The following is a 26518-nucleotide window of genomic DNA, read 5'->3' as shown; positions in this document are numbered from 1 at the left end:
CGCAAACTAACGCACCGTCAGAAATCGCTCGACGACGGCGGACAGGAAACCCGCCACCAGCAGGCCCGCGCTGAGAGCGAAGGCCCAGCCCCGGCCCCGCGTCATCCGGCTCGCGCCCGCCCGCAGCGCGACCACCTCCCGCCGGAGCAGGAACGGCACCAGTACGGCCAGCAGCACCGCCTCCGTCAGCGTCCAGCCCGACCAGTGAACCACCGGGCCGATGGGGCCGATCCCGATGTCGGTGGCGGCCTTGCCCGGTGGGGGCGCCGAGAGGCGGTAGAGGGCGGCATCCGGAGCCCGCACGACCGCGACCAGGTGCGGATCCGCGTCCAGAGCGGCGCGGGCGCGGGCGTACCAGTCGGGCGCATAGCCGTCGTTGGCGGCGAGATCCGCGCCCTCGGTCTGCGTCACGATGAGGTAGCTCTGCGGCCCGGCGCTGCGCAGCGCGGTCTCGAACGACCCGACGTCGGCCGGGTCGGACGGCGCGGTCGTGCCGACGTAGTCGATGGTGTCCATGCCGCGCTGGTTCCACGGGATGTCCGGCGTGGTCGTCGGGGCGCCGACGGGGCCAAGGTAGAGCACGCGGGCGCTCGGCGTGGCGTGCTGGTAGACCCAGCCGAGGGCGGCCACCTCGCCCGGCGTCACCCGCTCGAACGGCTCGTTGCCGTACCGGGCGATGCCGAAGGCGGCCACCGCGATCGCCGCCCAGGCCGTGACCAGCACGGAGATGCTCCGCCCCGGCCGCTCGCGTCCCGGATGCTCGCGCGGGTAGAAGAAGCAGGCCGCGAGCGGAGCCACGCCCGGCAGCGCGAAGAGGAAGACCCGCAGCGCGATCTCGCCGCCGTAACTCTGCATGCCGAGGGTGAAGAACGGCATCAAAGCGAGCACCAGCAGCACCCGGTCGCCCCGGTCGGCGCTGTCCGGGGCGTAGCCCGCGCGACGCCTGCGCCACCAGCCCAGCACCCCCAGCCCGAACCAGGCGGCGCTGAGCAGCACCCGCAGCTCCAGCACCGCCTGGTGGGCCGGATCGCCCTTGACCCGTCCGGCAACGCCGCTGCTGACGTTGGAGCCGAGGTGTCCGAGCCCGCCGAAGATGGTGTCCAGGTGGCCCGACCAGAAGCCCTCCGCCGCCAGGCTGATCCACCCCAGCGCCAACGCGCCCAGCAGCACGGCGAACCAGAGGCTGAGCGTGGTCCGCCTCAGCAGCCGCAGCAGTCCGACGGCGGCGATCATCACGAACGGCGTGAGCTGGTGCGAGACCAGCGCCGCGGTGAAGAGCAGCAGCAACAGGCCCAGCAGCAGCCCGCGTTCGAGGCCCGATCTGCCGCAGACACTCCGTTCGCTTCCCGAGCGCCCCCGGAAGACGGTCAACAGGACGGCCAGGAAGCACAGGTAGAGCGCGTAGGTGTAGGCCTGCGGCGAGAAGTAGTCCTGGCCGATCCAGGAGCCGACCGAGAAGAACCAGAGCGCGCACCACCGTGTCCGCCGCGGCAGGTCGAGAGCCCGCAGCACCACGGCTAGCGCCGTCAGGCACAGCAGTTGCGAGCCGACCTGGCTCCACTGCAGCACCGGCAGCGGGTTGCCGATCCCGCCGGAGCGGAACAGCAGCGCGGCCAACCCGAAGAAGCCGGGCCAGCTGAACCGCGCGTCCCAGAGCGGGAGGGTGTGACCGGTCCGCTCGATGTAGTCCACGAAGCCGAGGTGCTGCCAGGCCGTCGGGAACCGCGGCAGCGGCTCCACCAGCGCCGCCGCGCCGTGCAGCGCCAGCACCGTGGCCAGCAGCAGGAAGAGCTGCAGCCGGGGACGGGCCACGGCTGCGTTGAGGCCGAGGAAGTAGAGCACGCCGAGCCCGCACGCCGACGCCAGGGCGGCCGGGGGCAGCGCGGAGACCAGGCCCAGGCCGTCCATCCGGTCGAGCGCGGCGCCGGTGACGGTGGCCATCGACGCCAAGAAGACGCCGAGGGCCAGGGCCGATGTGGTCCAGAGCACGGCCGTGGCCGGACGCGAGCGCCGCGACCCCCCGGGCTCGGGTCGCGGCGTCGCTCCGGTCGGGTCGTCAAGGACGACGGGCGGTGCGGTCACGTGGCGTCCTCCGTTGCGGCCTCCGTTGCGGCTTGCGGTACGACATGCGTTGCGGCCTGAGCTCCGACACCCGGCCTGTCGCGCAGCACGCGGAGCAGGCCGGGCAGTGCGCAGATTGCGACGGCGCCCTGGCTGATCAGCACGGCCAGGCCGACACCCGCGATGCCCATCCGCGGCATCAGCAGCAGCGAGAGGCTGAGCACCAGGGTGCAGAGCAGCCCCTGGAACAGTGCGACCTCACGGGTGCGGCTGCGGGCCCGCAGCGTCCCGAAGTAGAGTTCGATCAGCACCCGGAGGAAGCCCGCCGCCGCCAGCCAGCGCAGCAGCGGCGCGCCCGCGGCGGCGTAGCCGGACCCGAAGACGTCGAGGATCGGGCCCGCCAGCAGCCCGAGCAGGGCGAAGCAGGGCAGCGTGACGCAGGCCATCCGGGCCAGCGCGCCGCGGGTGTTGGCACCGAGCTGGGACGGCTGACGCGAGGACTCGACGGTCAGGGAGGCGGCCATGTTCACCGCGAGCAGGTCCAGCGTGCCGCCGATGGTGTTGATGATGTAGTAGACGGCGTTCTGGTCGGAGCTGACCTTGGCCGCGACCAGGACCGGGACGAAGTAGGTGACGACCAGGTTGAAGACCGAGCCGGTGTAGTCACCGGCCAGGAACCGGCCGATCTGCCTCTCCGTCGGCGGCAGCAGGTCGCCGTCGGCAGCCGCGACTTGACGTGGAATCAGTCGCCGTAGGATCAACCAGCCGAGCGGCAGCACGGAGAGCGCGATCGCGGCGACCCAGGAGACGAAGACGCCGGTGGCCGGGATCGCCCCGGCCAGCAGGACCAGCAGTACCGCCTTGCCCACCGAGAAGGACAGGTTCCCGACCGGCACCCAGACGGCGGACCGCAGTCCGATCAGCACGCCGTCCTGCAACGTCAGCCAGGACCAGGCGAGCACCGCCAGCAGGAACCCGGCGGACCGCTGCCAGCCGCTGAGGAAGGCGTAGTGGGAGCCCCAGAGCGGCAGCGCGGCCAGGAAGACCACCGTGATCGCCGATGAGGCCAGCGCGTTGACCCCGTACGCGCGGCGCAGCAGCCGTCCGGTGGCACGGCCGGCGACCGGGACGAAGCGGGCCAGGGCGCCGGTGAACCCGAGCGCGGTGAGGCTGGACAGGAACTTCATGGCGGCGATCGCCGCCGAGCCCTGCCCCATGTCGGCCTTGCTGTAGTAGACGGCGGCCAGCCACCAGTAGACGAGGCCCAGGCCACCGGAGATGACGGTGTTCACCATCAGCGCGTAGCCGTTGCGGAACAGCGGTGCACGCGCGTCGGAGCGTGCCGGCTCCGGGTCCGACCGCCGATCGGGCCGGGGCTCGGGCTCGGGTTCGGGCTGCGTGACCGCGTCGTGCGGGGAGGTCGCAGTCACCGCAGGCTCCGCCCCCGGGTCCGCGCGAGCGTGCGGGTGCGGCGGACCACGGCGTAGCCCTTGGTCAGGGCGTGGTCGCCCAGGAAGTGGAGGGTCACCGAGCACCCCTGCACCAACTGCCGGAAGGCCGTGTCGGTCGTTCTCCGACGGATCGTCAATCGGGTGAGCTGATAAGGGCCTTGCGAGCGGCACGCGAGCGTGTTGGCCACCACGCTCGCGCCCGTCCATCCGGCTGCGCGGACGGCCGCGCGGACGCACGCGTCCGAGTAGCCGAACGGGTAGCCGAAGACGCGCTCCGGACGGCCCAGCCGGTCCTCCAACAGGTCGCGGCAGCGGACCAGTTCGTCGCGCATGGTCGCGCGGTCGACGGCGTCGAGCGCGGCGTGGCTGTGGCTGTGGCCGCCGACCTCGATCCCGGCCGACTCGATCTCGGCCAGCTGCGACCACGTCAAGGTGTCGTCCGGCCGCACGCCGGCCCGGTCGCGTCCGGCGTCGGCGAGCCAACCGGTGGTGGCGAAGAGCGTCGCCGGGAGCCCGCGGTGCACCAGCCTCGGCAGCACCTCGCTGTGGAAGTCCGCGTATCCGTCGTCGAAGGTCAGCACCACCGGCCGGTCCGGCAGCGGCGCGCCGCCGCGCCATCGGGCGAGCAGCGCACTGAAGGGGACCGGCGTCAGGCCGAGTTCGGCGAGCGCGTCCAACTGGGCGGCGAAGGCGTCGGGGTGGACGGAGAGTGCGGCCGTCCCGGCGGGCGGGTCGGCGCGGACCGAGTGGTACATCAGCACAGGCACACGCTCCTGCGCCGGTCTCGCGGGGTCCGACAGCTCGGACCGGTTCGGGTGGTTCACGACGCGTGCCTCCTCGCGCGCAGCCCGGCGGCGTAGCCGCAGGCCGTGATCAGCAGTCCGGCGGTGATCGCGCCGGCGCGCCCGAGGCCGTCCGGCTGCCCGCGCAGTACATCCCGCAGGCCCCTGGCGATGCCTGCGGGCAGCACCCGCCGCACGTAGGCGCGCTCGGTCGCGAGCCCGTCGGTCGCACCGACCTGCGCGGTGACCTGGGCCTTGGACAGGCCCTCCGCCCAGCACCGGCGGCACAGATAGCGGAACCGCTCGCGTTCGGACGGGACATGATGGTGGATCACGGCCCGGTCGTCGTATCGGAAGGAGGCGTCCGGGCGGGCCTGCTGGATCCGGATGCAGAGCTCCGTCTCCTCGCCGCCGCCCGCCGCTGCGCCCGTGGTGCCGGCGCCGCGCCCGATCCCGGACGGGAACCCGCCGGTCACGGCGAAGGCCGAGCGGCGGAACGAGGCGTTGCCGCCGAGGACGTTGCGCACCCGTGCCCGACCGACCGGCATGCCGCGGTAGCTCGCGCCGTGCACCCAGTCGAACTCCTCCGGATACCAGCCGGGTCGGCGTCCTGAGGCCCAGACGGGCAGGGTGCGGCCGCCGACGCCCATCACTGACTGATCGTCATATCCGGTGGTCAGTACGGACAGCCAGTCCGGCTCGGCGGAGGCGTCGTCGTCCAGAAAGGCCACCACCTCGCCAAGGGCCGCCTCGGCCCCGGTGTTGCGGCCGCCGGAGAGCCCCTTGCCGTGGGCGTTGGGCAGGACCCGGACCAGCGGATCGTCCTGGTGCCTGGCCCGCAGGCGGGCCAGCAACGCCTCGTTGTGGTCCACCACCACCAGGACGTCCACCGGTGGCACGGGCTGCTGCGCGCACGCCGAGTCGATCGCCGCGCAGAGCTGCGGCCAGCGTTGCTCGGTGTAGACACAGATCACCACCGAGGCGGTGACGACGGCGCGTTCGCGAGTCGGTGCGCCCAGCGGTGCGTCAACCGGTGCGTCAATCGATGTGCGTGGATCGAGAATTCCGGCTTCGTCGGATGCCGTCATGGTGCGGCGCTCCCCCTGGGATCGGTCGTGCGGGCCGACGGACGCGCGGTCGGTTGCGCGCTCCCCCGGCGGGTGCCCAGCGCGCCGAGAGGCCTCAGCGCGAGCAGGACGAGGGTCAGTGCCAGCGCGGCCAGTGCTCCCCCGGACGGCGACCAGAGCCGCAGCGTCAGCATCGCCTGGGCGATCACGGCGTCGGCGGCCAGCCCGCCGAAGACGCCGATCAGCAGGCGCAGCGGCAGTTCCTGTCCCGGCAGTGCCCAGGCCAGCGCTGAGCCTGGACCGGCCAGCAGAAGGAGCAGCGTCAACGCCGCGACGGGCTGGGCGTGCAGACCGATCGAGGAGAGCACCGTGGCCGTCGCCGCCAACCCCAGCAGGGCCCACACGGCCACGGCCAGCGCGCGTGCCGCGTGCCGCCCGATCTCTGATTGCGCGCGGTCAGGTCGCGGGCGGTCGGGACGCGTGCCGTCGGGTCGCGTCCGGTCGGGTTGCGTGTGGTTGTCCGTCACCGCTGCCACTCCTCGGCGGAGAGCACCACGGACGGGTACGGCCGCAGCGCGGTGATCGGCGGCGCGGCGTCCGACCGGGACGCGGCCGGATAGACCGGCAGCACCCGTTCCGTGGCAAAGCCGCAGGCCACCAGCCGGGCCGCGACCCGACCCAGTGCCGCGCCGGTCTGCGGCGGCCCGTCGCAGAGCAGCGCGACGCCGCCGATCCGCCGCACGCTCTCCGCGAGCTGCGGCTCCTCGGGCAACAGCGGTCCCTCGGGGCGGACGGTGCGGCAGACGACGTGCCGGAAGTCGAGGTCGGTCAGCGCGGCGGCTATCAGGGGGGCCAGGTAGGAGCCCTCCGGACGGACGCCGAGGACCAGCAGCACCCGGTCGCGGTCGGGGTGCTGCTGGGCGAAGCGTCCGGCCAGCGCGGCGCAGTCGGCCGGACGCAGGCCGCCTCCGCTCCCGGCCTCCGCCGAGGGGGCGAGCCAGCGCGGCGGTTCGGCGCGCAGACCGCGCAGCCAGCGCAAGGCGGCGCTCGGCACCCCGGCGCGCAGTGGCTCCAGCGCGCCCTTCAGCCCGGCCAGCGCCGCCTCCCGCTCCTGCTCCGGCTCGACCAGGACCGCCTCGGCCAGCACGTTGGCCAGGTCCCTGATGGTCACGTGCCACTGCTCCAGTCCAAGACGTCCGCGCAGCAGCACGGCTCCCCGGGCCAGCCGCTCGTGGCCGAAGCGCACGGCACGGACGCCCGCCCGCACCGGCAACGCGGCTCGCGCGGGCACCGGCAGGAGACGCGGTGCGCCCTGGAGCCGATCGGCCGTCAACTGGGCGAGCGCCGAGGCGGCGACGAACGCCGCCTCGGCGTCGGCGCGTTCGGCGGCCTGGACGACGCTACGGGCCAGCGCCGACGCGGTGCCGTCGGCACCCGGCCAGCGGTCAGGCATGACCCGCCCCCGGCGCGACGGGGGCGGCCACCGCGGAAGTCACCGCGGAGGCCACCGCGGAGGTCACCGGCGTGGCCTTGGAAACCGGCTGCGGATCCGTTTCGGCACGCTGCACCACGCCGGCGGCTCCGGTCCGGCCGGTGCCGGCCGTGCGCTCGCGCAGCAGCGTGCGCAGCACCCGGTGGCCGTCGCGGAACGTCCGCAGGTTGGACTGCCCGGTGCGGCGCGGGAGTTCGAGCGTCGGCACCTCGGCCACCCGCAGCCCTTCGAGCAGGGCGCGGCAGACCATCTCCGTCTCGATCTCGAAGCCGGAGGAGCGCAGGTCCAGCCTCTCCAGAGCCTCACGCCGGAAGCCGACGAAGCCGTAGCAGAGGTCCGTCAGCGAGGCCTGGTAGAGCAGGTTGGTGAGGGCCAGCAGCGCCCGGTTGCCGCACCGGCGCAGCGCGGTGATGTCGAGCGAACCGCCGCCCCCGGTGAACCGGGATCCCTTGACCACGTCGTAGCCGTGCTCCAGGAAGTGCACGTAGCGCGGGATCTCGCGCGGCGACATGGAGCCGTCGGCGTCGATCATGACGATGAAGTCGCCCTTGGCGTTGAGGAATCCGGTACGCAGCGCGTTGCCCTTGCCCGGACCCGACTGCGGCACCACCCGCAGCGACGGCAGGATGGCGAGCGCCCGTCCTGCGGTGTCGTCACTGGACTCGCCGTCGACGAGGATCACCTCGTCGACGCAGTCGGGGATCCGCCCGAGCACCCAGCTGATGTTGGCTGCCTCGTTTCGTGCCGGGACCACCAGGCTGACCGAGCCGCGGCTGCGGCCAGCCCGGAGGCCCGCGATGTCCTTCGCGGCGTCCCTGGCGGATTCCCCGACCGGCGTCCGCGCTGAAGCACGGACAGTTCCGGCCGTTTCGCTTGCAATGTCGATGGGTTGCACCTCGGTCCCCCCACAGGTCCCCCCTCACGACGCAGCACGGCGTCGTGACGGTGCGCGAAAAAGAAGGGCCATTCCCCCTGGGCCCGGTGAAGCGGCTCCCCCACGCCGCCTCAAGCAAGGTATCCGGGCCGAAGGCTCCGCGATAGCGATACGCGACAATCGATGCTCACCCGCGCATAACTTTCGTGACCTGAGCGGAACAGAACAATGCGTCATGCATTCGATCGTTGCTCACGCGTCACATCCGCACTCGTCCGTCACAAGAAGCAGACCGCTTCGTCGCGTGCGCCGTTGTGCGCCCCCACAGGTCGTCCGAAGTCCCTTGTGGACCAGTCGAGCTGCGGGGTACCTTGCGATTCGGTCAGCGCCAGAAATGGCGTCGCCGCCGTATCCCGGGGGGGACTTGTGGCACATCGGCCTTTGGCGCCGGATACCCGCACGCCCGCGCTCGTGCTGAAATTCGGTCATTATCCGCTGCATCACGGTGGAGTTGGCGCGATCCGCTCGCTCGGCCGGCTCGGCGTACCAGTGCACGCGGTCACGGAGGACCGGCTCACCCCGGCCGCCGTCTCCCGGTACACGCGCCGCGCACACGTCTGGCGCACCACCGGGACCGAGCCGCCGGACCGGCTCCTGGCCGGCCTGTTGCGCGTCGGGGAGCGGATCGGACGCCCCGCGCTGCTGATCCCGACGGACGAGGAGGCCGCGGTCCTGGTCGCCGAGCGGCAGCGGGAGCTCGCCGACCGGTTCCTGTTCCCACGCACGCCGGACGGCCTGGTCGCCGCGCTCGCCAGCAAGCAGGGGCTGCACGACCTCTGCCTGCGTCACGGCGTCAGCACGGCCCGCGCGGCGTTCCCGGAGACCCGGGCCGACCTGCTCGCGTTCGCCGAGACAGCGGTCTTCCCGCTGGTGGCCAAGAACCGCGACCCGTTCACCCGGCGCTCGCGTCCGGCGGTCCCCGGCACCACACGGATCGACGACGTGGACGCGCTGCTCGCCCTCGCCGAGCGTTGGGGTGAACAGCCTGGCGTCGTGCTGCAGGAGTACCTGCCGCGGGCCGACGCGGAGGACTGGATCGTACACATGCACACCAGCACCGCCGAGGATGCCCGTGTTCTGTTCACCGCCGTGAAAGCGCGCTCCTGGCCGCCGCACGCGGGAATGACGGCGATGGCGGTCACCACGCCCAATGAAGAACTCGCACAGTTGTCCGCGGATTTCTGCAAGGAGATCGGATTCGCCGGCGTCTGCGATCTCGACTGGCGGTTCGACCGGCGCGACGGACGGTACAAACTCCTGGATTTCAATCCCCGCATCGGAGCACAGTTCCGGCTTTTCGAGACGGAGGCACGGGTGGATCTCGTCCGGGCACTCCATCTCCACCTGACCGGACGGGAGATTCCCCGCGCGGAACAGATCCAGGGCCGCCGGATCGTGGTGGAGAACATCGACCTGCTGGCCCGGCTCGCCTACCGCCGCTCCGACTACCGCACTCCCTCCCTGCCGCCGCGCGCCCGGTGGACCGAGCGAGAACTGGGGTGGTGGGCGCCCGACGACCCGCTGCCCTTCCCGGCGATGCTGGCCCGTTCAGTGGCGCCCGGCCTCAAGTACCTGGCCGCCAGCGGCTTCCGACAGCGCTGAACCGACCCGACACGACCCGACACGCCCGTGGCGGTGCGGCTGTCGTGGCACGCCCCGAGCCGATCGCGCCGAGCCAACCGCGCAGCGGCCGTCCGTCCAAAAGCCGTGCACCGAAAAGGAGCAGCTCCATGTCCCAGTTCTCCTCCGGTAGTTCCCGGACCGTCGCAGTGATCGGCGCAGGTCCCTACGGGCTGTCGGTCGCCGCCCACCTGCGCGCGACCGGTCTTGCGGTGCGCGCCTTCGGCGACCCGATGTACAGCTGGCGCGACACCATGCCGGTCGGGATGAACCTCAAGTCCACTCCCGACGCCTCCAACATCTCCGCGCCGACGGCCGGGTACCGTCTCGACGACTACTGCCGGACCAACGGGGGGACGGCCCCGAGCGGACACGACCGGGTCCCGGTCGACCTCTTCGTCCGCTACGGGCAGTGGTTCCAGCAGCAGGCCGTGCCCTTCCTCGAGCGCGAGAACGTACGGAGCGTCCGTCAGAACATCGGTGGTGGCTTCCGGCTGGAGCTGGACGGAGGGGAGGCCTTCGACGCGGCGGCGGTCGTGGTCGCCAGCGGACTGACCGGCTTCGCACACATCCCGGGCATGCTGCGGACCGTCCTGGGGGCCGACGGCCCGTCGCCGGACGGCCCCCTCTCGCACACCTCGCAGCACCGCGACATGGCCGCGCTTGCCGGACGGTCCGTCATCGTGGTCGGCGCCGGACAGTCGGCGCTGGAGGGTGCCGCCCTGCTCCACGAGGCAGGTGCGCAGGTCGAGTTGGTGGCCCGCACGCCGCACGTGCGGTTCGGCGCGGCACCCGCGTACGGCCTCAGGTGGCAGCCGGAGTCCCCGATGGGCGCGGCCTGGTCGCTCTGGACCATGGCCCGGTACCCGCAGTCCTTCCGCGCCCTGCCCGTGCAGGCGCGGCTGCAGCTGGTCAAGAGGGTGCTCGGGCCGAGCGGGGCCTGGTGGCTGCGGGCCCGCGCGGACGGCGTCTTCCCCGTCCACACCGGCCAGTCGCTGCGCGGCATCCGGCGCGAGGGCGACAAGGTGGTGCTGATCACGGAGGACCGCGACAGCCGCGCGACCCGCGAGCACACCGCCGACCACGTGCTGTCCGCCACCGGCTACCGGGTGGACCTGTCCGCCGTCCCCTTCCTCGCCCCCGAGCTGCGCGGCCGGATCGCCCGGGTCGGCGGCTTCCCCGAACTGGACGCCGGGATGGCCGCGTCGGTGCCCGGCCTCTGGTTCACCGGGCTCCCGGCGGCGGCGAGCTTCGGCCCGTTCATGCGCTTCGTCTGCGGTACGGACTTCGCCTCGACGCGGATCGCGGAGGCGGTGCGGGCGCGGTTGGCGTAGTTCCGGGACAGCGTCAGGGGCTCGATCCCAGCGTGGGCCAGGCCACAGCAGGTCCGGTTGACTGCCATACGCGCAGCATGGTGGGATTTCGAGGCCTGAAAAGACCTGAAGAACTGAACACGGCGGCAATGACGAGGAAGTCCGGTGCGAATCCGGCGCGGTCCCGCCACTGTCAGCGGGGGTATGAAGCCCCGTGAGCCAGGAACTCTGGCCGCCGTTACCACGAGCCGGGGCGCGGACCCCGAGTGAGGACTGCTGCCGTGCGCGTACGCGCGTCTGGCCCACGCCTGGTCGGCGTGGGTATGGGACCGGGTGATCCGGAGCTGGTCACCGTCAAGGCGGTGCGCGTACTGCGCGAAGCCGACGTCGTCGTCGTGCCGGTCATGGACAGCGGCGAGACCGGTCGGGCCGAGGCCACCGTGCTGCACCACGCGGACGCCGCCAAGGTGGTGCGGGTCGTCTTCGCCCTCAACGAGCGCGAGGACCGGGCCCGCCGCGAGGCCGCCTGGGACGCCGCCGGTGCCCGCGTCGCCGAGTTGCTCCGCGCAGGCGAGGACGGGGACGAGGACACCGGGGTGACCGTCGCGTTCGCGACGATCGGTGACCCGAACGTGTACTCCACCTTCACCTACCTCGCCCACACGCTGCGCGAGCTGGTCCCCGGCCTGACGGTCGAGACCGTGCCGGGCATCACCGCCATGCAGGACCTCGCCGCCCGGAGCGGCACCGTGTTGGCCGAGGGCACCGAGCCGCTGACGCTGGTTCCGGTGACCGCGGGCGCGGACGTGCTCAAGGACGCGCTGGCCGGTCCGGGCACCGTGGTCGCCTACAAGTTCGGCCGCTTCGCGCGTCAGGTCGCCGCCGCGCTGGCCGAGTCCGGGCGCGACGCCGACACCGTCTGGGGTGCGTCGCTCGGCCTGCCGGACGAGCAACTGCACCCGGCCGGCTCGCCGCTGACCGGAGAAGTGCCGTATCTGTCGACGCTGATCGCCCCGGCGCGGCGCGAGGGCCGAGGGGGAAAGCTGTGACGACGCACGCAAACGGAAGCACTGGCAAGGTGACGTTCGTGGGCGCCGGTCCCGGCGCCGCCGACCTGCTCACCTTCCGCGCCGCGCGCGCCATCGCCGAGGCGGACGTGGTGATCTGGGCCGCCAGCCTGGTCCAGGCCGAGGTGCTGGAGCACGCGCGTCCGGACGCCGAGATCCTCGACTCCTCGCTGATCCCGATGGAGGACGTGCTCGCCGTCTACGAGCGCACCGCCCGCGAGGGCGGCCGGGTGGCCCGGATCCACTCCGGCGACCCGTCGCTCTGGGGCGCGGTGCAGGAGCAGCTGGACCGCTGCCGCGCGCTGGGCCTGGAGACCGAGATCGTGCCCGGCGTCTCCTCCTTCTCCGCCGTGGCGGCCCTGGCGCAGCGGGAGTTGACCATCCCCGAGGTCGCGCAGAGCGTGATCCTGACCCGGCTGGGCGGCGGCAAGACGCCGATGCCGCCGGGCGAGGAGGTCCGCGAGTTCGCGCGCCACGGGACCACCATGGCGATCTTCCTCTCCGCCGCCCGCACCAAGCAGCTGGTCGAGGAGCTCGTCGAAGGCGGCTACGCCCCAAAGACCCCGGTCGTGGTGGCCTACCAGGCCACCTGGCCCGAGGAGTTGCTGCTGCAGTGCACCGTCGCCACGCTGGAGGCGACGGTCAAGGAGCACAAGCTCTGGAAGCACACGCTGTTCCTGGTCGGCCCGGCGCTCGGCGCCGAGGGCACCCGTTCGCACCTCTACCACCCGGGGCACTTCCACACCTTCCGGAAGGCGGAGCGCGGCGCGCGCCGGACGCTGCGCGCGGCCGGGGCGAACGTCGAGGTCGACGTCACCGTCGACCGCGTCGCTGATCTGCCGTGATCACCGTTCTCGGCGAGGAGCACGGCTCCTCCGCCCCGCTTTCGAACGGCCCGCACCAGGCACTTTTGGCGCGTGCCGCGCTCGTCCTCGGCGCGCGGCGGCACCTAGACGCGGCGCAGGTACCGGCTGATCGGGCGCTCCCCCTCGGGCCGCTCGCGCCCGCGCTCGACGCCGTCGCCGCGCTGGTCGAACGCGCCCCGGACGCCGATGTCCTGGTGCTGGCCTCCGGCGACCCCGGCTTCTTCGGCATCGTCCGGGCGCTCGCCGAGCGCTTCGGGCCGGGCGCGCTCAACGTGCACCCCGGCGTGAGCAGCGTCGCGCGCGCCTTCGCGCGCCTCGGTGTGCCGTGGGACGACGCCATCGTGGTCAGCGCGCACGGACGCGATCCGCACCCGGCCTTCGCCGTCTGCCGTGCACAGCGCAAGGTCGCCGTGCTCACCGCCCCGGGCGCGGGCCCGGCCGAGCTGGGTGCGGCGCTCGCCGCGATCCCCTCGTCCGGACCAGCAGACGGCTGGCAGCGTCGGATGGTCGTCGCCGCCGATCTCGGCGGGCCGGACGAGAGCCTGGTGACGGTCACCCCGGCCGAGGCCGCGTCCCGCGACTGGCCCACCGTCAACCTCGTGCTCTGCCTGGCCGACACAACGCCCGTAGGTCCCGCGATGCGCAGCGTGGCCGGGTACTCCGGTCCGCCGCACGGTGGTTGGGCGCTGGCGGAGGACGCGTTCGAGCACCGCGACGCGATGCTGACCAAGGCGGAGGTCCGCGCCTTCGCGCTGGCCCGGCTGGGCCCGCGGCTCGGTGAGCTGGTCTGGGACATCGGCGCGGGCAGCGGCTCGGTCACCGTCGAGTGCGCCCGTCTCGGCGCGGCCGTCGTCGCGGTCGAGCGCGACGCGGACGGCGTGCAGCGCGTCCGCGCCAACGCCCGTGCGCACGGCGTCGACCACGCGGTCGCGGTGGTCCACGGCAGCGCGCCCGCCGCGCTCGCGGACCTGCCCGAGCCGGACGCCGTCTTCGTCGGTGGCGGTGGGGCCGACCTGCCGGCGATCGTCGCCGCCGCCTGCACACGGGCCCGGCGGACCGTCGTGGTCACCCTGGCCGCACTGGACCGGGTGCCCGAGGCCCGCCGCGCCCTGCTCGACGCCGGATTCCGCTGCGACGGCGTGCAGTTGCAGGCCAACCGGCTAGCGCCGCTGCCCGGCGACTCGGTCCGGCTCGCGGCGACCAACCCCGTCTTCGTCCTCTGGGGCCGACGCCCTCCCCTGACCGAACCGTCCACCGCCAACCCCACAGGAGCACCGTCGTGATCGGCCTGATCGCCGCCACCGCCGCAGGCCGCCGGGCCGCCGTCCAACTCGCCGACGCCCTGGGGCCCGACACCTGCCGGGTCTACGACGCGCCCGTCGGCGAGGCACTGCGCACCGCGTTCGGCGAGTGCGAGCAACTGGTCTGCTTCCTCGCCACCGGGGCGACCGTCCGCCTGCTCGCACCGCTGCTCGCGGCCGAGGGCTCGGACAAGCACACCGACCCCGGCGTGGTCTGCGTCGACGAGGCCCGCCGCTTCGCCGTCGCGCTGATCGGCGGCCACGAGGGCGGCGCGAACGCGCTCGCGGCCCGGGTCGCCGACGCGCTGGACGCCCAGCCCGTGGTCACCACGGCGACCGACGCCACCGGTCTGGCGGGCCTGGACACGCTCGGCCTGCCGGTCACCGGCGACGTCGCCGCCGTCAGCCGCGCGCTGCTGGACGGCGAGCCGGTCCGCCTGGTCGGGGCGGAGCGCCACCCGCTGCCCGCCTTCCCGGCCAACGTCTCGGCAGAGGTCTCGGCCGACGCGCCCGCGAGCGCCCCGGCCATCGTGGTCGGCGACGAACTCCCGGCCGACGGTGCCGCTTCCGCGACCGTCCAGCTGCACACGCCGAGCCTGGTCGTGGGCGTCGGCGCCAGCAAGGACGCACCCGCCGAGGAGATCCTGACGCTGATCCGCGAGACGCTCGCGGAGGCCGGGCTCAGCGAGCGCTCGATCGCCTGCCTGGCCACCGTCACCGCAAAGGCCGACGAGCCAGGACTGCTGACGGCTGCTCAGGAGTTCGGCGTCCCGGTCGAGATCTTCGAGGCCGACGCGCTCGCGGCCGTCGACGTGCCGAACCCGTCGACCGCACCGCTGAGGGCCGTGGGCACGCCGAGCGTGGCCGAGGCGGCGGCGCTGATCGCGGCGGGGGCGGACGAACTCCTGGTCCCCAAGCGGAAGTCCGCGCCGGAGGGCCGGGCCGCGATGGCGACGGTCGCGGTCGCCCGCAAGCCCGTCCGTGGTCGGCTGGCGATCGTGGGCCTCGGCCCCGGTGCCCGCGACCTGGTCACCGACCGGGCCCGCGCCGAACTGCGGCGCGCCTCGGTGATCGTCGGCCTGGACCAGTACGTCGACCAGATCCGCGACCTGCTCCGCCCCGGCGTGCGGATCGAGGCCACCGGCCTCGGCGCGGAGGAGGAGCGCGCCCGCAGCGCCGTCCGCCTGGCCCAGCAGGGCCTGGCCGTGGCGCTGATCGGCAGCGGCGACGCGGGCGTCTACGCCATGGCCTCCCCGGCGCTGGCCGAGGCGGGCGACGACATCGACGTGGTCGGCGTGCCCGGCGTGACCGCCGCGCTGGCCGCCGCCGCACTGCTGGGCGCGCCACTGGGCCACGACCACGTCTCGATCAGCCTCTCCGACCTGCACACGCCGTGGGAGGTCATCGAGCGCCGGGTCCGCGCAGCGGCCGAGGCGGACCTGGTCGTCACCTTCTACAACCCGCGCAGCCGCGCCCGGGACTGGCAGTTGCCCAAGGCGCTGGCGATTCTCAGTGAGCACCGTGAGGCGGCCACGACGCCGGTCGGCATCGCCCGATCCGTTTCCCGTCCCGACGAGTGGCACTCCGTCACCACCCTGGCGGCGCTGGACCCGGCGGACGTCGACATGTTCACCGTGGTCACGGTCGGCAACACCGCCTCCCGGCAGATCGCCGGACGGTTCGTCACCCCGCGCGGCTACCGGTGGCAGGGGTGAGCGTCGCCCCTGAACCGGGAACCCTGGTCGCTCCACAGCCGCAACACCTCGGAGGTGCCGCTTCCATGACTCGCCGTCAGGTCCACCCCATCGAGCAGGAGTCGTACCGCAGGCTGCGCGCCCGCGCCGACACCTCGCACCTGCCGCCGCTGACCCGCGCGGTCGCGGAGCGTGTCGTGCACTCCAGCGCCGATCTCGCCTACCTGGACGACCTGGTGATCGCCGACGAGAGCGTGCTGCGCTCCGCCGCCGACGCCCTGGCGGCCGGCGCGCCGCTGGTCGCGGACGTGGAGATGGTCGCCGCCGGGATCACCGCGCGGCGCGCGCTCTGCCATGTCCGGGACGCCAAAGGCGATCCGGCGACCGGGCTCACCCGCTCCGCCGCCGCGATCCGCCTGGCGCTGGAGGAGGTCGGCCACGGCGCGGTCTGGGTGATCGGCTGCGCGCCGACCGCGCTGGAGGAGTTGCTGCGACTCGACGCCCGCCCCGCGCTGGTGATCGGCCTGCCGGTCGGCTTCGTCGGCGCGGCCGAGTCCAAGGCCGCCCTGCGCGAGTCGGGGCTGCCCGCCGTCAGCAACGTCTCCGAGAAGGGCGGCTCCGCCGTCGCGGCAGCCGCCGCCAACGCCCTTCTCTACCCCGACCTCTACGAGTCCGCCTGCGACGACGTCGCTCCTGCACCATCCCCGAAGGAGTCCCTGTGACTGCCCCCGCGCTTCTCCTGGTCGGCCACGGAACCCGCGACGACGCCGGAGCCGAGGCCTTCCGCGCCTTCGTCGACTCGCTCAAGGACCGGCTGCCGGACACGCCCGTCGGCGGCGGGTTCATCGAGCTCTCCCCGCCGCCGCTGGCCGACGCCGTCGCCGAGCTGGTCGAGCAGGGCGCACGGCGCTTCGCCGCCGTGCCGCTGGTGCTGGTCTCGGCCGGGCACGCCAAGGGCGACATCCCGGCCGCGCTGGTCCGCGAACGCGAGCGCCATGCAGGCACCAGCTTCAAGTACGGCCGCCCGCTCGGCCCGCACCCGTCGCTGCTGACCGTCCTGGAGCGGCGGTTGGACGAGGTGCTGCGTCCGGAGGAGCGCGCCGACACCATGGTGCTGCTGGTCGGCCGCGGCTCGACCGATCCCGACGCCAACGCCGAAGTCGTCAAGGTGGCACGGCTGTTCTGGGAGGGGCGGGGCCTGGCCGGGGTCGAGCCGGCCTTCGTCTCGCTGGCCGCCCCGGACGTGGCAACGGGCCTGACGCGCTGTCAGCAGCTCGGCGCCAAGCGGGTCGTGGTGCTGCCGTACTTCCTCTTCACCGGCATCCTGCCGGACCGCGTCGCCGAGCAGGCCCGCAGCTGGGCCGAGGCCCACCCGGACGTCGAGGTGCGCCGGGCCGATGTGCTGGGCGCCACCGAGGAGTTGGCCGAGCTGGTGCTGGAGCGCTACCGCGAGACGCTCGCGGGCGACCTGCGGATGAACTGCGACACCTGTGTCTACCGCATCGCCATGCCCGGCTTCGAGTCCAAGGTCGGCGCACCGCAGCGCCCGCACCACCACCCGGACGACCCGGGCCACGACCACGGGCACGGCGACGACCACGGGCACCACCATCACGACCACGCCCACGGGCCGCACACGCATGCCCACTGACCCCGGCGCGGCTCGACCGACCGCTCAACCTGCCTCCGCCGAGCCGGATCTGCGCCACCACGGCGACCGTGAGGTCGGCGGCGGGCTGGTCGACCTCGCGGTCAACGTCCGGACCGGAACGCCGCCCACCTGGCTTCGGCGGGTCCTGGCCGACAGCCTCGACGGGCTCGCCGCCTACCCGGACGGCAGCACCGCACGTGCCGCCGTCGCGGCCCGGCACGGCCGACCGCCCGAGGAGGTGCTGCTGACGTCGGGCGCGGCGGAGGCGTTCGTGCTGCTCGCACGCGCGCTCCGGCCGCGCCGCGCGGTCGTGGTGCATCCGCAGTTCACCGAGCCCGAGGCCGCGCTGCGCGACGCCGGTCACCCGGTGGAAAGGCTGCTGCTGCGCAAGGAGGCGGGGTTCCGACTCGACCCTTCGGCGTTCCCCTCCGAAGCCGATCTGGTCGTGGTCGGCAACCCCACCAACCCCACCTCCGTGCTGCATCCGGCCACCACGCTGGCCCAACTGGCCCGGCCCGGCCGCGTCCTGGTCGTGGACGAGGCCTTCGCCGACACCGTCCCCGGCGAGACCGAGAGCCTCGCCGGGCGGTCGGACGTGCCGGGCCTGGTCGTGCTGCGCAGCCTGACCAAGACCTGGGGTCTGGCCGGGCTGCGGATCGGCTATGTGCTGGCGGAACCGGAGTTGATCGCCACACTCGCCGCTGCACAGCCGCTCTGGCCGGTCTCCTCGCCCGCGCTGGCCGCGGCGATCGCGTGCAGCTCCCCCGCCGCACTCGTCGAGGCCGACGCCGCCGCCAAGGCGACCGCCGCCGACCGCGACCACCTGCTGGCCCGCCTCGCCGAACTCCCGGGCATCCGGGTGCACGGCACTCCAGAGGCGTCCTTCCTGCTGGTCGAACTGCCCGGTGCGGACGAGGTCCGACTGCGGCTGCGTGCGGCCGGGTTCGCCGTTCGACGCGGCGACAGCTTTCCCGGCCTCGGGCCGGACTGGCTGCGCATCGCGGTGCGCGACCGCGCCACCACGGACGCCTTCTGCGCCGCGTTGGCGCGGGTGTTGGCCGCCTGACAGTTTGACGACCCGTCAGCCGCGTCGACGGCGCCGGGTCAGGGTGACCGCGCCGGCGCCCGCGCCGAGGAGGATCAGCGCGCCTCCGGCGATGGCGGGGGTGGCGCTGCTGCTCCCGGTCTCGGCGAGGTGGCCCGTCGTGGTGTCGGAGGCGTCCGTCCCGGTGCCCGAGCCAGTGCCCGTGCCCGAACCTCCAGACCCGGACGCCGCCGAGGCGGAGGAGCCCGGGGTCGGCTGCCCACCGCCGCCCGTGACGCCGCGTGTGCTGCCGCCGCCGGAACTGCCCCCCGAGGCCTGAGCGGGCGAACTGCTCGACGGCCCACCGGACGGCGTGCCGCCACCGGAGCTGCCGCCACTGCCACCGGTCCCGCCGCCGCTGTCACCCCCGCCGTTGCCGTCCGCCTTGGTGCAGGAGACGTCCGCCAGCAGGAACTTGCCGGTGACGGCAGCCACATTGAGGTTGAGCGGGTTCACCGAGACCTCCAGGTCCAGCGCCGTCGCCGCCGCCGAGTCGGAGGTGGTGCTGTGCTTCGACAGCCACAGGTCGACCTCGCCGAGCGCGGGCACCGGGACACGCGTCTCCCCCGACGCGCTGAGGTGGACGTGCAGGCCGAGCACCGTGATCTCGCCGAGCACGTTGGCCTCGGCGGTCGGCGCACCGTTCGCCGGGCAGTCCGCCGTCGCGGTGACGGCCTGGAGGCCGAGCAGCTCGGTCAGCGGCAGGCCGGGCAGGTGCAGGTGCGCCTCGGCCAGGGTGACGCTCGCGTGCGAGCCGCGCGCGTCGGCGGTGGCCGAGCTCTCGCCGACCTTGGCCAGCAGCAGGTTGACCGGCTGTCGCCGCCCCGGGCCGCCGACGCCGCCGACCACGGCGGTCAGCGCGGTGTCCTGCTTCGACGACGGGGCGGTGATCCGGTTCAGCGACACATCGATGGGGACATCGATGGCGCCGTTGAGCAGCCTCACGTCCAGCGCGGCCTCGGCGGTGGTCGCGGAGGCGGTACCGATACCCCCGCCCGATCCCCCGTCGGCATGCGCGGGAGTGGCGACCCCCAGCATGGAAACGGCGGCGAGCGCGCCGGAGAGCGCAAAGGGCGTGGCGAAGCGACGACGGGTGAACAAGGTGAAACCCCCACCTGGGAACGTGCGTACGCCGCTTCACGCTGACGGGCATCGAATTGCACGGACGAGCGGCGCACTATCTCGGATGCCGCCCATCCTTGCGAACCGTCCGTCACAGTGGCAGCACTCACCGTCAGTTCACTCTTAAGGGTGACTATGAATCAGAAACCTCAGGCACCACACACTCGTTAACGCCCAAACCTGGTAACACCGCAAGGCGGCCTCACCACGGTAATCCGGCACCCCGCCTCAAAGCCCACGGCCCAAGGCTCAAGTGCCGAGCCCCAAGCAAAATCCAAGCAGCACTCAGGACGGTCGCAGCGCCGTGACCACGTCCGCCGCGGTGAGCAGTCGGACCCGGGCCGCGTCGGGGGACGCAGACGCCGGGTAGAGGGCGTAGACCTCAGCGTCCTCGGCAAGCCGGACGGCGTCGCCGCGCAGCAGGTAGGCGAGCCGGGCGGGCGTCGAGGCCAGCAGCTCGTCGGCGCTGCCGTCATGGTCCGGCGAGCCGATGCGCCGCGCGAACGCAAGGGGCTCCTCATCCGCCCGGCGGGTGTAGCGGGTGGCGGTGCCGTCGACGTGGCGGAGGGCCACATCGGTCGCGCGGGCGGCGGCGTTCCAGGCGGCCAGCTCACCCAGGCCGACGCGGGCGCCGCCTGCGTAGAGCGCGGTGAGTTCCCGTGCCAGCAGGCCGAGTTGATCCTCGTGCCGGTGGACGGCGTGGTCGCTGCCGGTGACGCCCTGGACGACGTCGAGCCAGCGCAGCGTCCGCGCAGCGGTGTCGAAGACGAAGGGCACGCTCGCCCGCGCGCGGCCGACCAGGTCGAAGCGCTGCTCGACGGCGCGCGGGTCGAAGATCTCGCCCACCTGGCCGGGCTGATCACGCACCATGACCCCGGCGAAGGCCTCGGCCATGTCGTCGAAGGCGACGTTGTTGAACGAGAAGCAGACCGCGACGACGTAGCGCACACCCGTGTCGGCCAGGAGGTCCAGGTCCAGGTCCGCGAACTCGGTGGCCCCGTCCGGTGCGGGCGCGCTGGTCAGGTCCCCGGAGTGGACTGCGGCCGAGTCGGCGAAGCGCAGGTGGGTGTAGTCGCACGTCCCGACGTGCTTCCAGTCGGTGTCGAACATCGCCAGCGCGAGGTCGAGGTCGACCCGTCCGTGCTCCTCGTCCTCCATCCAGTGCAGGAACAGCCGCACCGATCGGCCTTCCGCCACCGGCAGTTCGCTGCCGCGCGGCAGGGTGAGCAGCGCCCGGGAGGCGGTGCGCTCGGCGAAGGGCGCGACGATCCCGTCGAGCGCCGCATCGAGCACGGCCAGCTCGACACGCGGTGCGGCGGCGGCACGGCGGGCGACCTCGCCGGTCAGCACCGTCACCGCCGCAGCGACGACCTCGGCCGGGATCGACGCGCGCTCGTCGGCGACGATGTGGGCCTTGGCGTTCCCGCCCTTGGGGAAGAAGACGCGCTGCGGCATGGTCGGCGCGAGGCGGGCCCGCAGGGCCCCGAGCGCGGAGAGCAGCACCGCCGGAGAGACCTTGGACACGGCTGCGCGTGCCGCGTCGAGGACCGCGCCGGTGTGGTCGTCCGCCTGGCCGACATTGCCTCCGGCGGCCAGACGCAGCATGAGGTCGAGACGCCGCAGCAACTCCCCCGGACGCCGCGTCAGCAGTGCCAGCGCCTGCGGCAGATCCCGATCGTGCAGTGCGGTCTCGACCTGACGGCCCCAACTGGGCAGCGAGACACGGCCGCACGCATCCAGCGTGAGGGGGGCCGAAGCGCCCTCGGACAGGGTTTCGGCGAGCGTCGTCCCCGTCGGCCGGGTCTGGCGCAGCGCGGCGACCGCCAGCGCGGCGCTCGGGTACCGCGCGGCGTACTCGAAGACGTGCAGCAGTTCCGCCAGCGGGAGCCAGCGGTTGCGATACCGGCGCATCTCCTCCGCCGCCACCGTCGGGTCCAGGCGGTCCAGAGCGGTCAGCAGGGCGCGGCGGACGGGCCTGCGCAGGCTGGTGAGACGTGGGCGGGTCAGCAGACCGGCGTCGCCGCCGGCCAGCACCGAGGCCAGGCGCAGCACGTCGGTGGCCGTCGTCAGACGCGCCGTCACCTCGGGCAGGGCCATCTCGAGGTGACCGGGGTCGGCCAGCAGCCAGGCGAGCACCAGGGCCTTCGTCTCCCGGCCGGGGATCTCGGCCGGGAGCCAGGAGAGATCGGTGCGGCCGGCCGCGTCGAGCAGCGCCAGCAGGTCGTCACGGTCCTGCGGGCTGAGCGCGCCGGAACGGTCCAGCAGGCCCGCGAGCTCGGCCCGCAGGTCGGCGGCAAGCTCGTCCGCTCCGCCACCGAACGTCAACACCCAGAGTCGGCGGGGCAGTTCACGCTCCGGGTCGGCTTCGGCACGGGCCCGACCGGGCCGCAGGAAGGGATCGGCCGGGTCGATCCGGCGGTGGCAGATCGGGCACGCGGAGAACTCGGCGCCGTCGAAGCAGGCGCCGCAGACCAGATGCGCGCACGGAGCGACCGCCAGCACCACGCCGGTGCGCCCACACAGCACACAGGGCTGCTCCGGCTCCTGGAGCAGCACCGTCAGCACCCGCCGCACGTAGAAGTCGGCGGTGTCGGCGGGGACGGTCTCCGGGAATCCGCGGAACAGCGGGACATGCGGCCGGTCCGCACCCAGGGCCGCGTCGACGTCGGCCAACAGCGCCCGCCCGGCGGCGGCGAGCGCCACGTCCCCGAGCGAGGCGAGCGCGTCCCGGAGCGGCCCGGCGAGCAGGTAGCCGCGGTCGAGCAGATCCGCTTCCAGCAGCGCCACTCCGATCGACTCGCGCGCGGACTCCGTCGACCCCGTCCGCCCCGCGACGGCTGTCGGCAGGTGGACGACGCCTCGCCGCGCCAGCAGCACACTTGCCAGGCTGCGCGTGACGGCGGCCGTGCTCGGAGCGTGCGGGCCGGTCGTCGCGGTGGCGGGCATGCGTCGGATCCCTCCTGGGGTGCCCCGCTGTGCAGACGCAGGGGCGGGCGCGGGCGCGGGCGTGGAAAGTCCCGCCCGCCGACGAAGACACAGAAGACGGCGAGCGGGACGGGAAGTCGAGGTGCGACGGAGATGGAGCGCACTCGTGTCAGGTGAGAGTCGGAGAAGGAAGCACCCTCGGGAGCCGCCGCACAGCGCCGAAGCTACCAGGCCAACAGCGCACGTCGCCAATGGTTTCAGGACCGGAACGCGGGCCCTTCCGTTACGGCTGACGCATCAACTGTTAAACCTGAATGCGATCTTCCGCAGCCCTCTTGTCGTGCTGCGGACAGGCGGATAGGTTCACGCCCAGTCGCCACCACTTCAGAGGGTGGTCAGAAGTTCCACGCAATTCCCTGCTCAACCCGCAGACGGGGGCGCCCCCTTCTTGCGGTCGCACCTGCACTCCCCCGGTCCCCAGTTCCAGGAGAAGTCCGTTGCGTACCAGCTCGATATCGACCGCCGCCCGCGCCGCCGTCCCGCTCATCGGGTCCGCCGCCCTCGCCATCTCCGGCCTGATCGCCGCCATGCCCGCGCAGGCGGCCACCGGCCACGGCGTCGCCTGGTCCCGCTCCTGCGCGGTGGACCTGACCCCGGGTCACGCCTTCTGCAACGCGCTGCACGTCACCAGCGCCTCCGAGCACGTCAGCGCCAAGGGCATCACGCCGAACGCGACCCCGTCGGGTTACGGACCCTCCGACCTGCTCTCGGCCTACAACCTCCCGGCCAACGGCGGCGCCGGACAGACCGTCGCCATCGTCGACGCCTACAACGACCCCAACGCCGCCGCCGACCTCTCGGTCTACCGCTCGCAGTACGGCCTCCCGGCCTGCACCACCGCCAGCGGCTGCCTGAAGATCGTCAGCCAGACCGGCAGCACCACCCTGCCGAGCAGCAACTCCGGCTGGGCCGGCGAGGAGTCGCTCGACCTCGACATGGTCTCCGCGATCGCGCCGAACGCCCACATCATCCTGGTCGAGGCCAAGACGGCGAGCATGACCAACCTCGGCACGGCGGTCAACGAGGCCGCCAAGCTGGGCGCGACGGAGATCTCCAACAGCTACGGCGGCTCCGAGTCCTCGGCCGACACGGGCTACGACTCCACCTACTTCAACCACCCGGGCATCGCCATCACCGCCTCCTCCGGCGACGGCGGCTACGGCGTCGAGTACCCGGCCGCGTCCCCGAACGTCACGGCGGTCGGCGGCACCTCGCTCACCAAGGCCTCCAACACCCGCGGTTGGAGCGAGAGCGTCTGGTCCACCTCCTCGACCGAGGGCGCCGGCTCCGGCTGCTCCGCCTACGAGCCCAAGCCCGCCTGGCAGACCGACAGCGGCTGCAGCAAGCGCACCGTCGCCGACGTCTCCGCCGTGGCGGACCCGGCCACCGGCGTCGCCGTCTACCAGACCTACGGCGCTTCCGGCTGGACCGTCTACGGCGGCACCTCCGTCGCCTCCCCGCTGGTCGCCGGCGTCTACGCCGACGCGGGCGCGCACAGCACCTCGGTCCCGGCCAAGAACCTGTACGCCAACACCGCCTCGCTGAACGACGTCACCACCGGCTCCACCGCCAGCTGCTCCCCGGCCTACCTCTGCACCGCGGAGACCGGCTACGACGGCCCGACCGGCCTCGGCACCCCCAACGGCCTGACCGCCTTCACCGGCTGACGTTTCACCACCTGAGTCAGGTCACCCAGAAGCACGCAACGACCCGGCCGCCCCCCGCGCGGTCGGGTCGTTGCGTGCTCCTCCTTGCCAACCCGCCGTTCCGGCGAGCGTCAGTGCTGGGTGGCCGCCGCGATCACCAGGAGCAGCACGAGGATGCCCACAGCGACCAGGCATCCGGCGCCGCACCCCGACGAGCCCTGGCGATACTCGACGATGCCACCGGGATCGAGGTAGGGGTGCCGCTTCTCGTAGTGACTCGCGATGCCACGCTCACCCTGTGACTGGTGCCCCCAGGGCGTGCGGTACCCGCACTCACCGCACCGGTACCGATAGCTGTCGGCCATGTCGCTCTCCCTCCTGTGCGCCGTTCGCGACCTCGCGCATCCCCCGTGTTTCGGTCAGCCGGCCTGCGGCGACCGGTGCACGAACTGCTCTTTACGTCCGCGGCGACGCGGTCAGCAGCACCTTCGCCAGCAGCACGGCCACATCACCCTCGGCGCCCGCGGTCGTATGACCCGGAGCCGGAGCCGAAGCGGGCTTGGCGAACACAGCGGTCCCCTCCATCGCGACGCGTAGTCGAATAGCGCTACTATCCGACTACGCGATGGTTGGATAGTGACACTCCCCGAGGGGCGGACGCAAGGGCGTCCACAGGAAAGGCGCAAGACATGCGGTTGGCAGAGCTGAGCAGGAACAGCGGGGTGTCCACCGCGACGATCAAGTTCTACCTGCGCGAAGGCCTGTTGCCGCCGGGCCGTCAGATCAACGCCAGCAACGCGGAGTACGACGAGGAACACCTGCGCCGCCTGCGCCTGATCCGGGCGATGATCCAGGTCGGCCGGATCCCGGTGGCGACCGTCCGCCAGGTGCTCGGACACATCGACGACGACTCCCTCAGCGGCTCGATCCGACTCGGCGCGGCCATGTGGGCGCTGCCGCAGGTGCCGGAACCGGACGAGGAGGACAAGCACATCCGGAGCGTCCGCGAGGATGTCGACGCCCTCCTGGAGCAGCTCGGCTGGACCAACGCCCTGGCGCTGCGCACGATCTCGCCGTCCTACCGCTCACTGGTGCTGGCCCTGGCCTCCTTCCGCCGCCTCGGCTACGGCGAGAGCGCTGAACTGCTGGTGCCGTACGCGAAGTTGATGCAGCAGATGGCCAACCTGGACCTGGACTTCATGGAGACCCACCCATCGAAGGCCGAGCAGGTCGAGGTCGCCGTCCTGGGCGCGGTCCTGCTGGAACCGGCACTGACGGCACTCCACCGGCTCGCCCAAGAAGAGGAGTCGACGCGCCGCTTGGGCTGGACCGACGAGTCCTGACTCCTTCCGCCTCGGGCCCAGGCGGGCACGATCCGTAAGAGACGGGGCGAAGGCGACCGCCGTTGGTTCGAGAGCCTGCAGTCCGTTCCACGTCCCGGATCAGCCACGGCATATGACCGATCATCACTTCCGGGAAGGAGGGTGAGCAGCATGGGCGACACCTCCCGCAACAAAACCCGGGAGGTCGCCGACGAGGAGCTCGACAACGTCGCGGGCGCCCTGGGTGCGAGCGGCAGCATCAGCGACCCGACCGCTCTTCGCCCAACAGCGTTGAGCGGGCAGTCCGGAAGATCCGTCGATCCTATGAGCGTTACGGCAGGCGCCAGTCCACCGGCTGCGCGCCCTGCTTGACCAGCAACTCGTTGGCGCGGCTGAACGGGCGCGACCCGAAGAAGCCGCGGTCTGCCGACATCGGGCTGGGGTGGGCCGACTCGATGCACGGGACCTGCCCGAGGAGCGGGCGCAGGTTGCGGGCGTCGCGGCCCCAGAGGATCGCCACCAGCGGCGAGCTGCGGGCGACCAGCGCGCGGATCGCCTGCTCGGTCACCGCCTCCCAGCCCTTGTTACGGTGCGCGCCGGGGTTGCGGGGAGCAGTGGTGAGCACCCTGTTGAGCAGCAGTACGCCCCGGTCGGTCCACGGCGTGAGGTCGCCGTTCGACGGAGCGGGCAGGTCGAGGTCGCGCTGGTACTCCGTGAAGATGTTCACCAGACTGCCCGGCAACGGCCGGACCTCCGGCGCGACCGAGAAGGAGAGGCCCACGGCATGGCCGGGCGTCGGGTAGGGATCCTGCCCGACGATCAGCACCCGGACCCCGTCCAGCGGCTGCTGGAAGGCGCGCAGCACGTTGGCCCCGGCGGGCAGGTAGGTGCGCCCGCCGGCGATCTCCGTGCGCAGGAACTCGCCCATGGTGGCGATGTTGCCCGCCACGGGCGTAAGGGCCTGGGCCCAGCCGGTTTCGACGATCTCGCTCAAAGGACGTGCTGCCACGCCCTTCAGCCTAGCCACTTCCACCGACGACTCGAACCACGGCCCCGAACC

Annotated in this window: 23 protein-coding genes and 1 riboswitch; of the genes, 11 read left to right on the top strand and 12 right to left on the bottom strand. The window is 73.0% G+C overall.

Annotation, left to right across the window (positions count from 1 at the left end; translation table 11 throughout):
• Positions 1-6 precede the first annotated feature (6 nt).
• The 7 genes from ABH940_RS10560 to ABH940_RS10530 are packed head-to-tail and all read right to left on the bottom strand — an operon-like array spanning position 7 to position 7607.
• Positions 7-2082: a hypothetical protein gene (locus ABH940_RS10560; protein ID WP_370105112.1), complete on the bottom strand. Its 2076-nt coding sequence runs from the start codon at positions 2080-2082 to the stop codon at positions 7-9.
• Positions 2079-3491 (bottom strand): lipopolysaccharide biosynthesis protein, encoded by a 1413-nt coding sequence (locus tag ABH940_RS10555; RefSeq protein ID WP_370105111.1) that lies wholly within the window; start codon positions 3489-3491, stop codon positions 2079-2081. Before ABH940_RS10555 ends, ABH940_RS10560 begins: the two co-directional genes overlap by 4 nt.
• Positions 3488-4336, bottom strand: a complete 849-nt coding sequence (locus tag ABH940_RS10550) for a polysaccharide deacetylase family protein (RefSeq protein ID WP_370071511.1) — start codon at positions 4334-4336, stop codon at positions 3488-3490. The genes ABH940_RS10555 and ABH940_RS10550 overlap by 4 nt, the downstream gene beginning before the upstream one ends.
• Entirely contained in the window at positions 4333-5382 is a 1050-nt protein-coding gene (locus tag ABH940_RS10545) for a glycosyltransferase family 2 protein (RefSeq protein WP_370071512.1), read from the bottom strand. The genes ABH940_RS10550 and ABH940_RS10545 overlap by 4 nt, the downstream gene beginning before the upstream one ends.
• Complete coding sequence (locus ABH940_RS10540) at positions 5379-5888, bottom strand: hypothetical protein (RefSeq protein ID WP_370105110.1); 510 nt, start codon at positions 5886-5888, stop codon at positions 5379-5381. Before ABH940_RS10540 ends, ABH940_RS10545 begins: the two co-directional genes overlap by 4 nt.
• Positions 5885-6814 (bottom strand): hypothetical protein, encoded by a 930-nt coding sequence (locus ABH940_RS10535; protein WP_370105109.1) that lies wholly within the window; start codon positions 6812-6814, stop codon positions 5885-5887. The genes ABH940_RS10540 and ABH940_RS10535 overlap by 4 nt, the downstream gene beginning before the upstream one ends.
• Positions 6807-7607 carry a glycosyltransferase family 2 protein gene (locus ABH940_RS10530; RefSeq protein WP_370105108.1) on the bottom strand — a complete coding sequence of 267 codons (801 nt, stop codon included), beginning with the start codon at positions 7605-7607 and terminating at the stop codon, positions 6807-6809. Before ABH940_RS10530 ends, ABH940_RS10535 begins: the two co-directional genes overlap by 8 nt.
• Before the next feature lie 561 nt (positions 7608-8168).
• Here ABH940_RS10530 and ABH940_RS10525 point away from each other — a divergent pair.
• The 9 genes from ABH940_RS10525 (at position 8169) to cobC (ending at position 18365) form a co-directional block, all read left to right on the top strand.
• Positions 8169-9389 carry an ATP-grasp domain-containing protein gene (locus ABH940_RS10525; RefSeq protein ID WP_370105107.1) on the top strand — a complete coding sequence of 407 codons (1221 nt, stop codon included), beginning with the start codon at positions 8169-8171 and terminating at the stop codon, positions 9387-9389.
• A 128-nt stretch (positions 9390-9517) separates the two neighbouring features.
• On the top strand, positions 9518-10741 hold the full coding sequence (locus tag ABH940_RS10520; RefSeq protein ID WP_370105106.1) for an FAD-dependent oxidoreductase: 1224 nt from the start codon (positions 9518-9520) through the stop codon (positions 10739-10741).
• Positions 10742-10847: 106 nt separating this feature from the next.
• A riboswitch (cobalamin riboswitch) is annotated at positions 10848-10972 on the top strand.
• Between the two features lie 29 nt (positions 10973-11001).
• Positions 11002-11769, top strand: coding sequence for a precorrin-2 C(20)-methyltransferase (gene cobI, locus ABH940_RS10515; RefSeq protein WP_370071518.1), 768 nt, complete (start codon positions 11002-11004; stop codon positions 11767-11769).
• The gene (gene cobM, locus ABH940_RS10510; RefSeq protein WP_370071519.1) at positions 11766-12632 is read left to right on the top strand and encodes a precorrin-4 C(11)-methyltransferase; all 867 of its coding nucleotides are present in this window, start codon (positions 11766-11768) and stop codon (positions 12630-12632) included. The genes cobI and cobM overlap by 4 nt, the downstream gene beginning before the upstream one ends.
• Positions 12629-13936, top strand: a complete 1308-nt coding sequence (gene cbiE, locus ABH940_RS10505) for a precorrin-6y C5,15-methyltransferase (decarboxylating) subunit CbiE (RefSeq protein ID WP_370071520.1) — start codon at positions 12629-12631, stop codon at positions 13934-13936. The genes cobM and cbiE overlap by 4 nt, the downstream gene beginning before the upstream one ends.
• Positions 13933-15669 (top strand): precorrin-3B C(17)-methyltransferase, encoded by a 1737-nt coding sequence (gene cobJ / locus ABH940_RS10500; protein WP_370071521.1) that lies wholly within the window; start codon positions 13933-13935, stop codon positions 15667-15669. Before cbiE ends, cobJ begins: the two co-directional genes overlap by 4 nt.
• 65 nt (positions 15670-15734) lie before the next feature.
• Positions 15735-16370 (top strand): precorrin-8X methylmutase, encoded by a 636-nt coding sequence (locus ABH940_RS10495; RefSeq protein WP_370071522.1) that lies wholly within the window; start codon positions 15735-15737, stop codon positions 16368-16370.
• Positions 16367-17299, top strand: coding sequence for a sirohydrochlorin chelatase (locus ABH940_RS10490; RefSeq protein ID WP_370105105.1), 933 nt, complete (start codon positions 16367-16369; stop codon positions 17297-17299). Before ABH940_RS10495 ends, ABH940_RS10490 begins: the two co-directional genes overlap by 4 nt.
• Positions 17289-18365: an Rv2231c family pyridoxal phosphate-dependent protein CobC gene (gene cobC / locus ABH940_RS10485; RefSeq protein ID WP_370105104.1), complete on the top strand. Its 1077-nt coding sequence runs from the start codon at positions 17289-17291 to the stop codon at positions 18363-18365. Before ABH940_RS10490 ends, cobC begins: the two co-directional genes overlap by 11 nt.
• Positions 18366-18380: 15 nt before the next feature.
• Here the strand turns inward: cobC and ABH940_RS10480 are convergent, their stop codons facing one another.
• Positions 18381-19484, bottom strand: coding sequence for an SCO1860 family LAETG-anchored protein (locus tag ABH940_RS10480; RefSeq protein WP_370105103.1), 1104 nt, complete (start codon positions 19482-19484; stop codon positions 18381-18383).
• A gap of 306 nt (positions 19485-19790) precedes the next feature.
• Positions 19791-22451 carry an MXAN_6230/SCO0854 family RING domain-containing protein gene (locus tag ABH940_RS10475; RefSeq protein WP_370105102.1) on the bottom strand — a complete coding sequence of 887 codons (2661 nt, stop codon included), beginning with the start codon at positions 22449-22451 and terminating at the stop codon, positions 19791-19793.
• 476 nt (positions 22452-22927) lie between these two features.
• Between ABH940_RS10475 and ABH940_RS10470 the strand changes: the two genes are divergently transcribed.
• On the top strand, positions 22928-24157 hold the full coding sequence (locus ABH940_RS10470) for a peptidase S8 (RefSeq protein ID WP_370105101.1): 1230 nt from the start codon (positions 22928-22930) through the stop codon (positions 24155-24157).
• 110 nt (positions 24158-24267) lie between these two features.
• Here ABH940_RS10470 and ABH940_RS10465 read toward each other — a convergent pair whose 3' ends face one another.
• Positions 24268-24501, bottom strand: a complete 234-nt coding sequence (locus tag ABH940_RS10465; protein WP_370105100.1) for a hypothetical protein — start codon at positions 24499-24501, stop codon at positions 24268-24270.
• Positions 24502-24592: 91 nt separating this feature from the next.
• Positions 24593-24721: a hypothetical protein gene (locus tag ABH940_RS10460; RefSeq protein WP_370105099.1), complete on the bottom strand. Its 129-nt coding sequence runs from the start codon at positions 24719-24721 to the stop codon at positions 24593-24595.
• Between the two features lie 104 nt (positions 24722-24825).
• On the opposite strand from ABH940_RS10460, the gene ABH940_RS10455 reads away from it, so the two are divergent.
• Positions 24826-25479, top strand: coding sequence for a MerR family transcriptional regulator (locus ABH940_RS10455; protein ID WP_370071529.1), 654 nt, complete (start codon positions 24826-24828; stop codon positions 25477-25479).
• Positions 25480-25789: 310 nt separating this feature from the next.
• Here the strand turns inward: ABH940_RS10455 and ABH940_RS10450 are convergent, their stop codons facing one another.
• Complete coding sequence (locus tag ABH940_RS10450) at positions 25790-26467, bottom strand: uracil-DNA glycosylase (RefSeq protein WP_370105098.1); 678 nt, start codon at positions 26465-26467, stop codon at positions 25790-25792.
• Positions 26468-26518: the final 51 nt, after the last annotated feature.

It is taken from the genome of Streptacidiphilus sp. BW17, assembly GCF_041262485.1.
In the GTDB taxonomy this organism is placed as follows: domain Bacteria; phylum Actinomycetota; class Actinomycetes; order Streptomycetales; family Streptomycetaceae; genus Streptacidiphilus.
The sequence above is the reverse complement of the archived record's forward strand: the minus strand, read 5'-3'. Positions and strand labels throughout refer to the sequence as shown.

What these genes read in the sequence shown, in the direction of transcription:
- ABH940_RS10495 (WP_370071522.1), top strand. Translation starts at nt 15,735, where the DNA reads ATGACTCGCCGTCAGGTCCACCCCATCGAGCAGGAGTCGTACCGCAGG.
- ABH940_RS10545 (WP_370071512.1), bottom strand. Translation starts at nt 5,382, where the DNA reads ATGACGGCATCCGACGAAGCCGGAATTCTCGATCCACGCACATCGATT.
- cobC (WP_370105104.1), top strand. Translation starts at nt 17,289, where the DNA reads ATGCCCACTGACCCCGGCGCGGCTCGACCGACCGCTCAACCTGCCTCC.
- ABH940_RS10475 (WP_370105102.1), bottom strand. Translation starts at nt 22,451, where the DNA reads ATGCCCGCCACCGCGACGACCGGCCCGCACGCTCCGAGCACGGCCGCC.
- ABH940_RS10520 (WP_370105106.1), top strand. Translation starts at nt 9,518, where the DNA reads ATGTCCCAGTTCTCCTCCGGTAGTTCCCGGACCGTCGCAGTGATCGGC.
- ABH940_RS10460 (WP_370105099.1), bottom strand. Translation starts at nt 24,721, where the DNA reads ATGGAGGGGACCGCTGTGTTCGCCAAGCCCGCTTCGGCTCCGGCTCCG.
- ABH940_RS10535 (WP_370105109.1), bottom strand. Translation starts at nt 6,814, where the DNA reads ATGCCTGACCGCTGGCCGGGTGCCGACGGCACCGCGTCGGCGCTGGCC.
- ABH940_RS10455 (WP_370071529.1), top strand. Translation starts at nt 24,826, where the DNA reads ATGCGGTTGGCAGAGCTGAGCAGGAACAGCGGGGTGTCCACCGCGACG.
- ABH940_RS10465 (WP_370105100.1), bottom strand. Translation starts at nt 24,501, where the DNA reads ATGGCCGACAGCTATCGGTACCGGTGCGGTGAGTGCGGGTACCGCACG.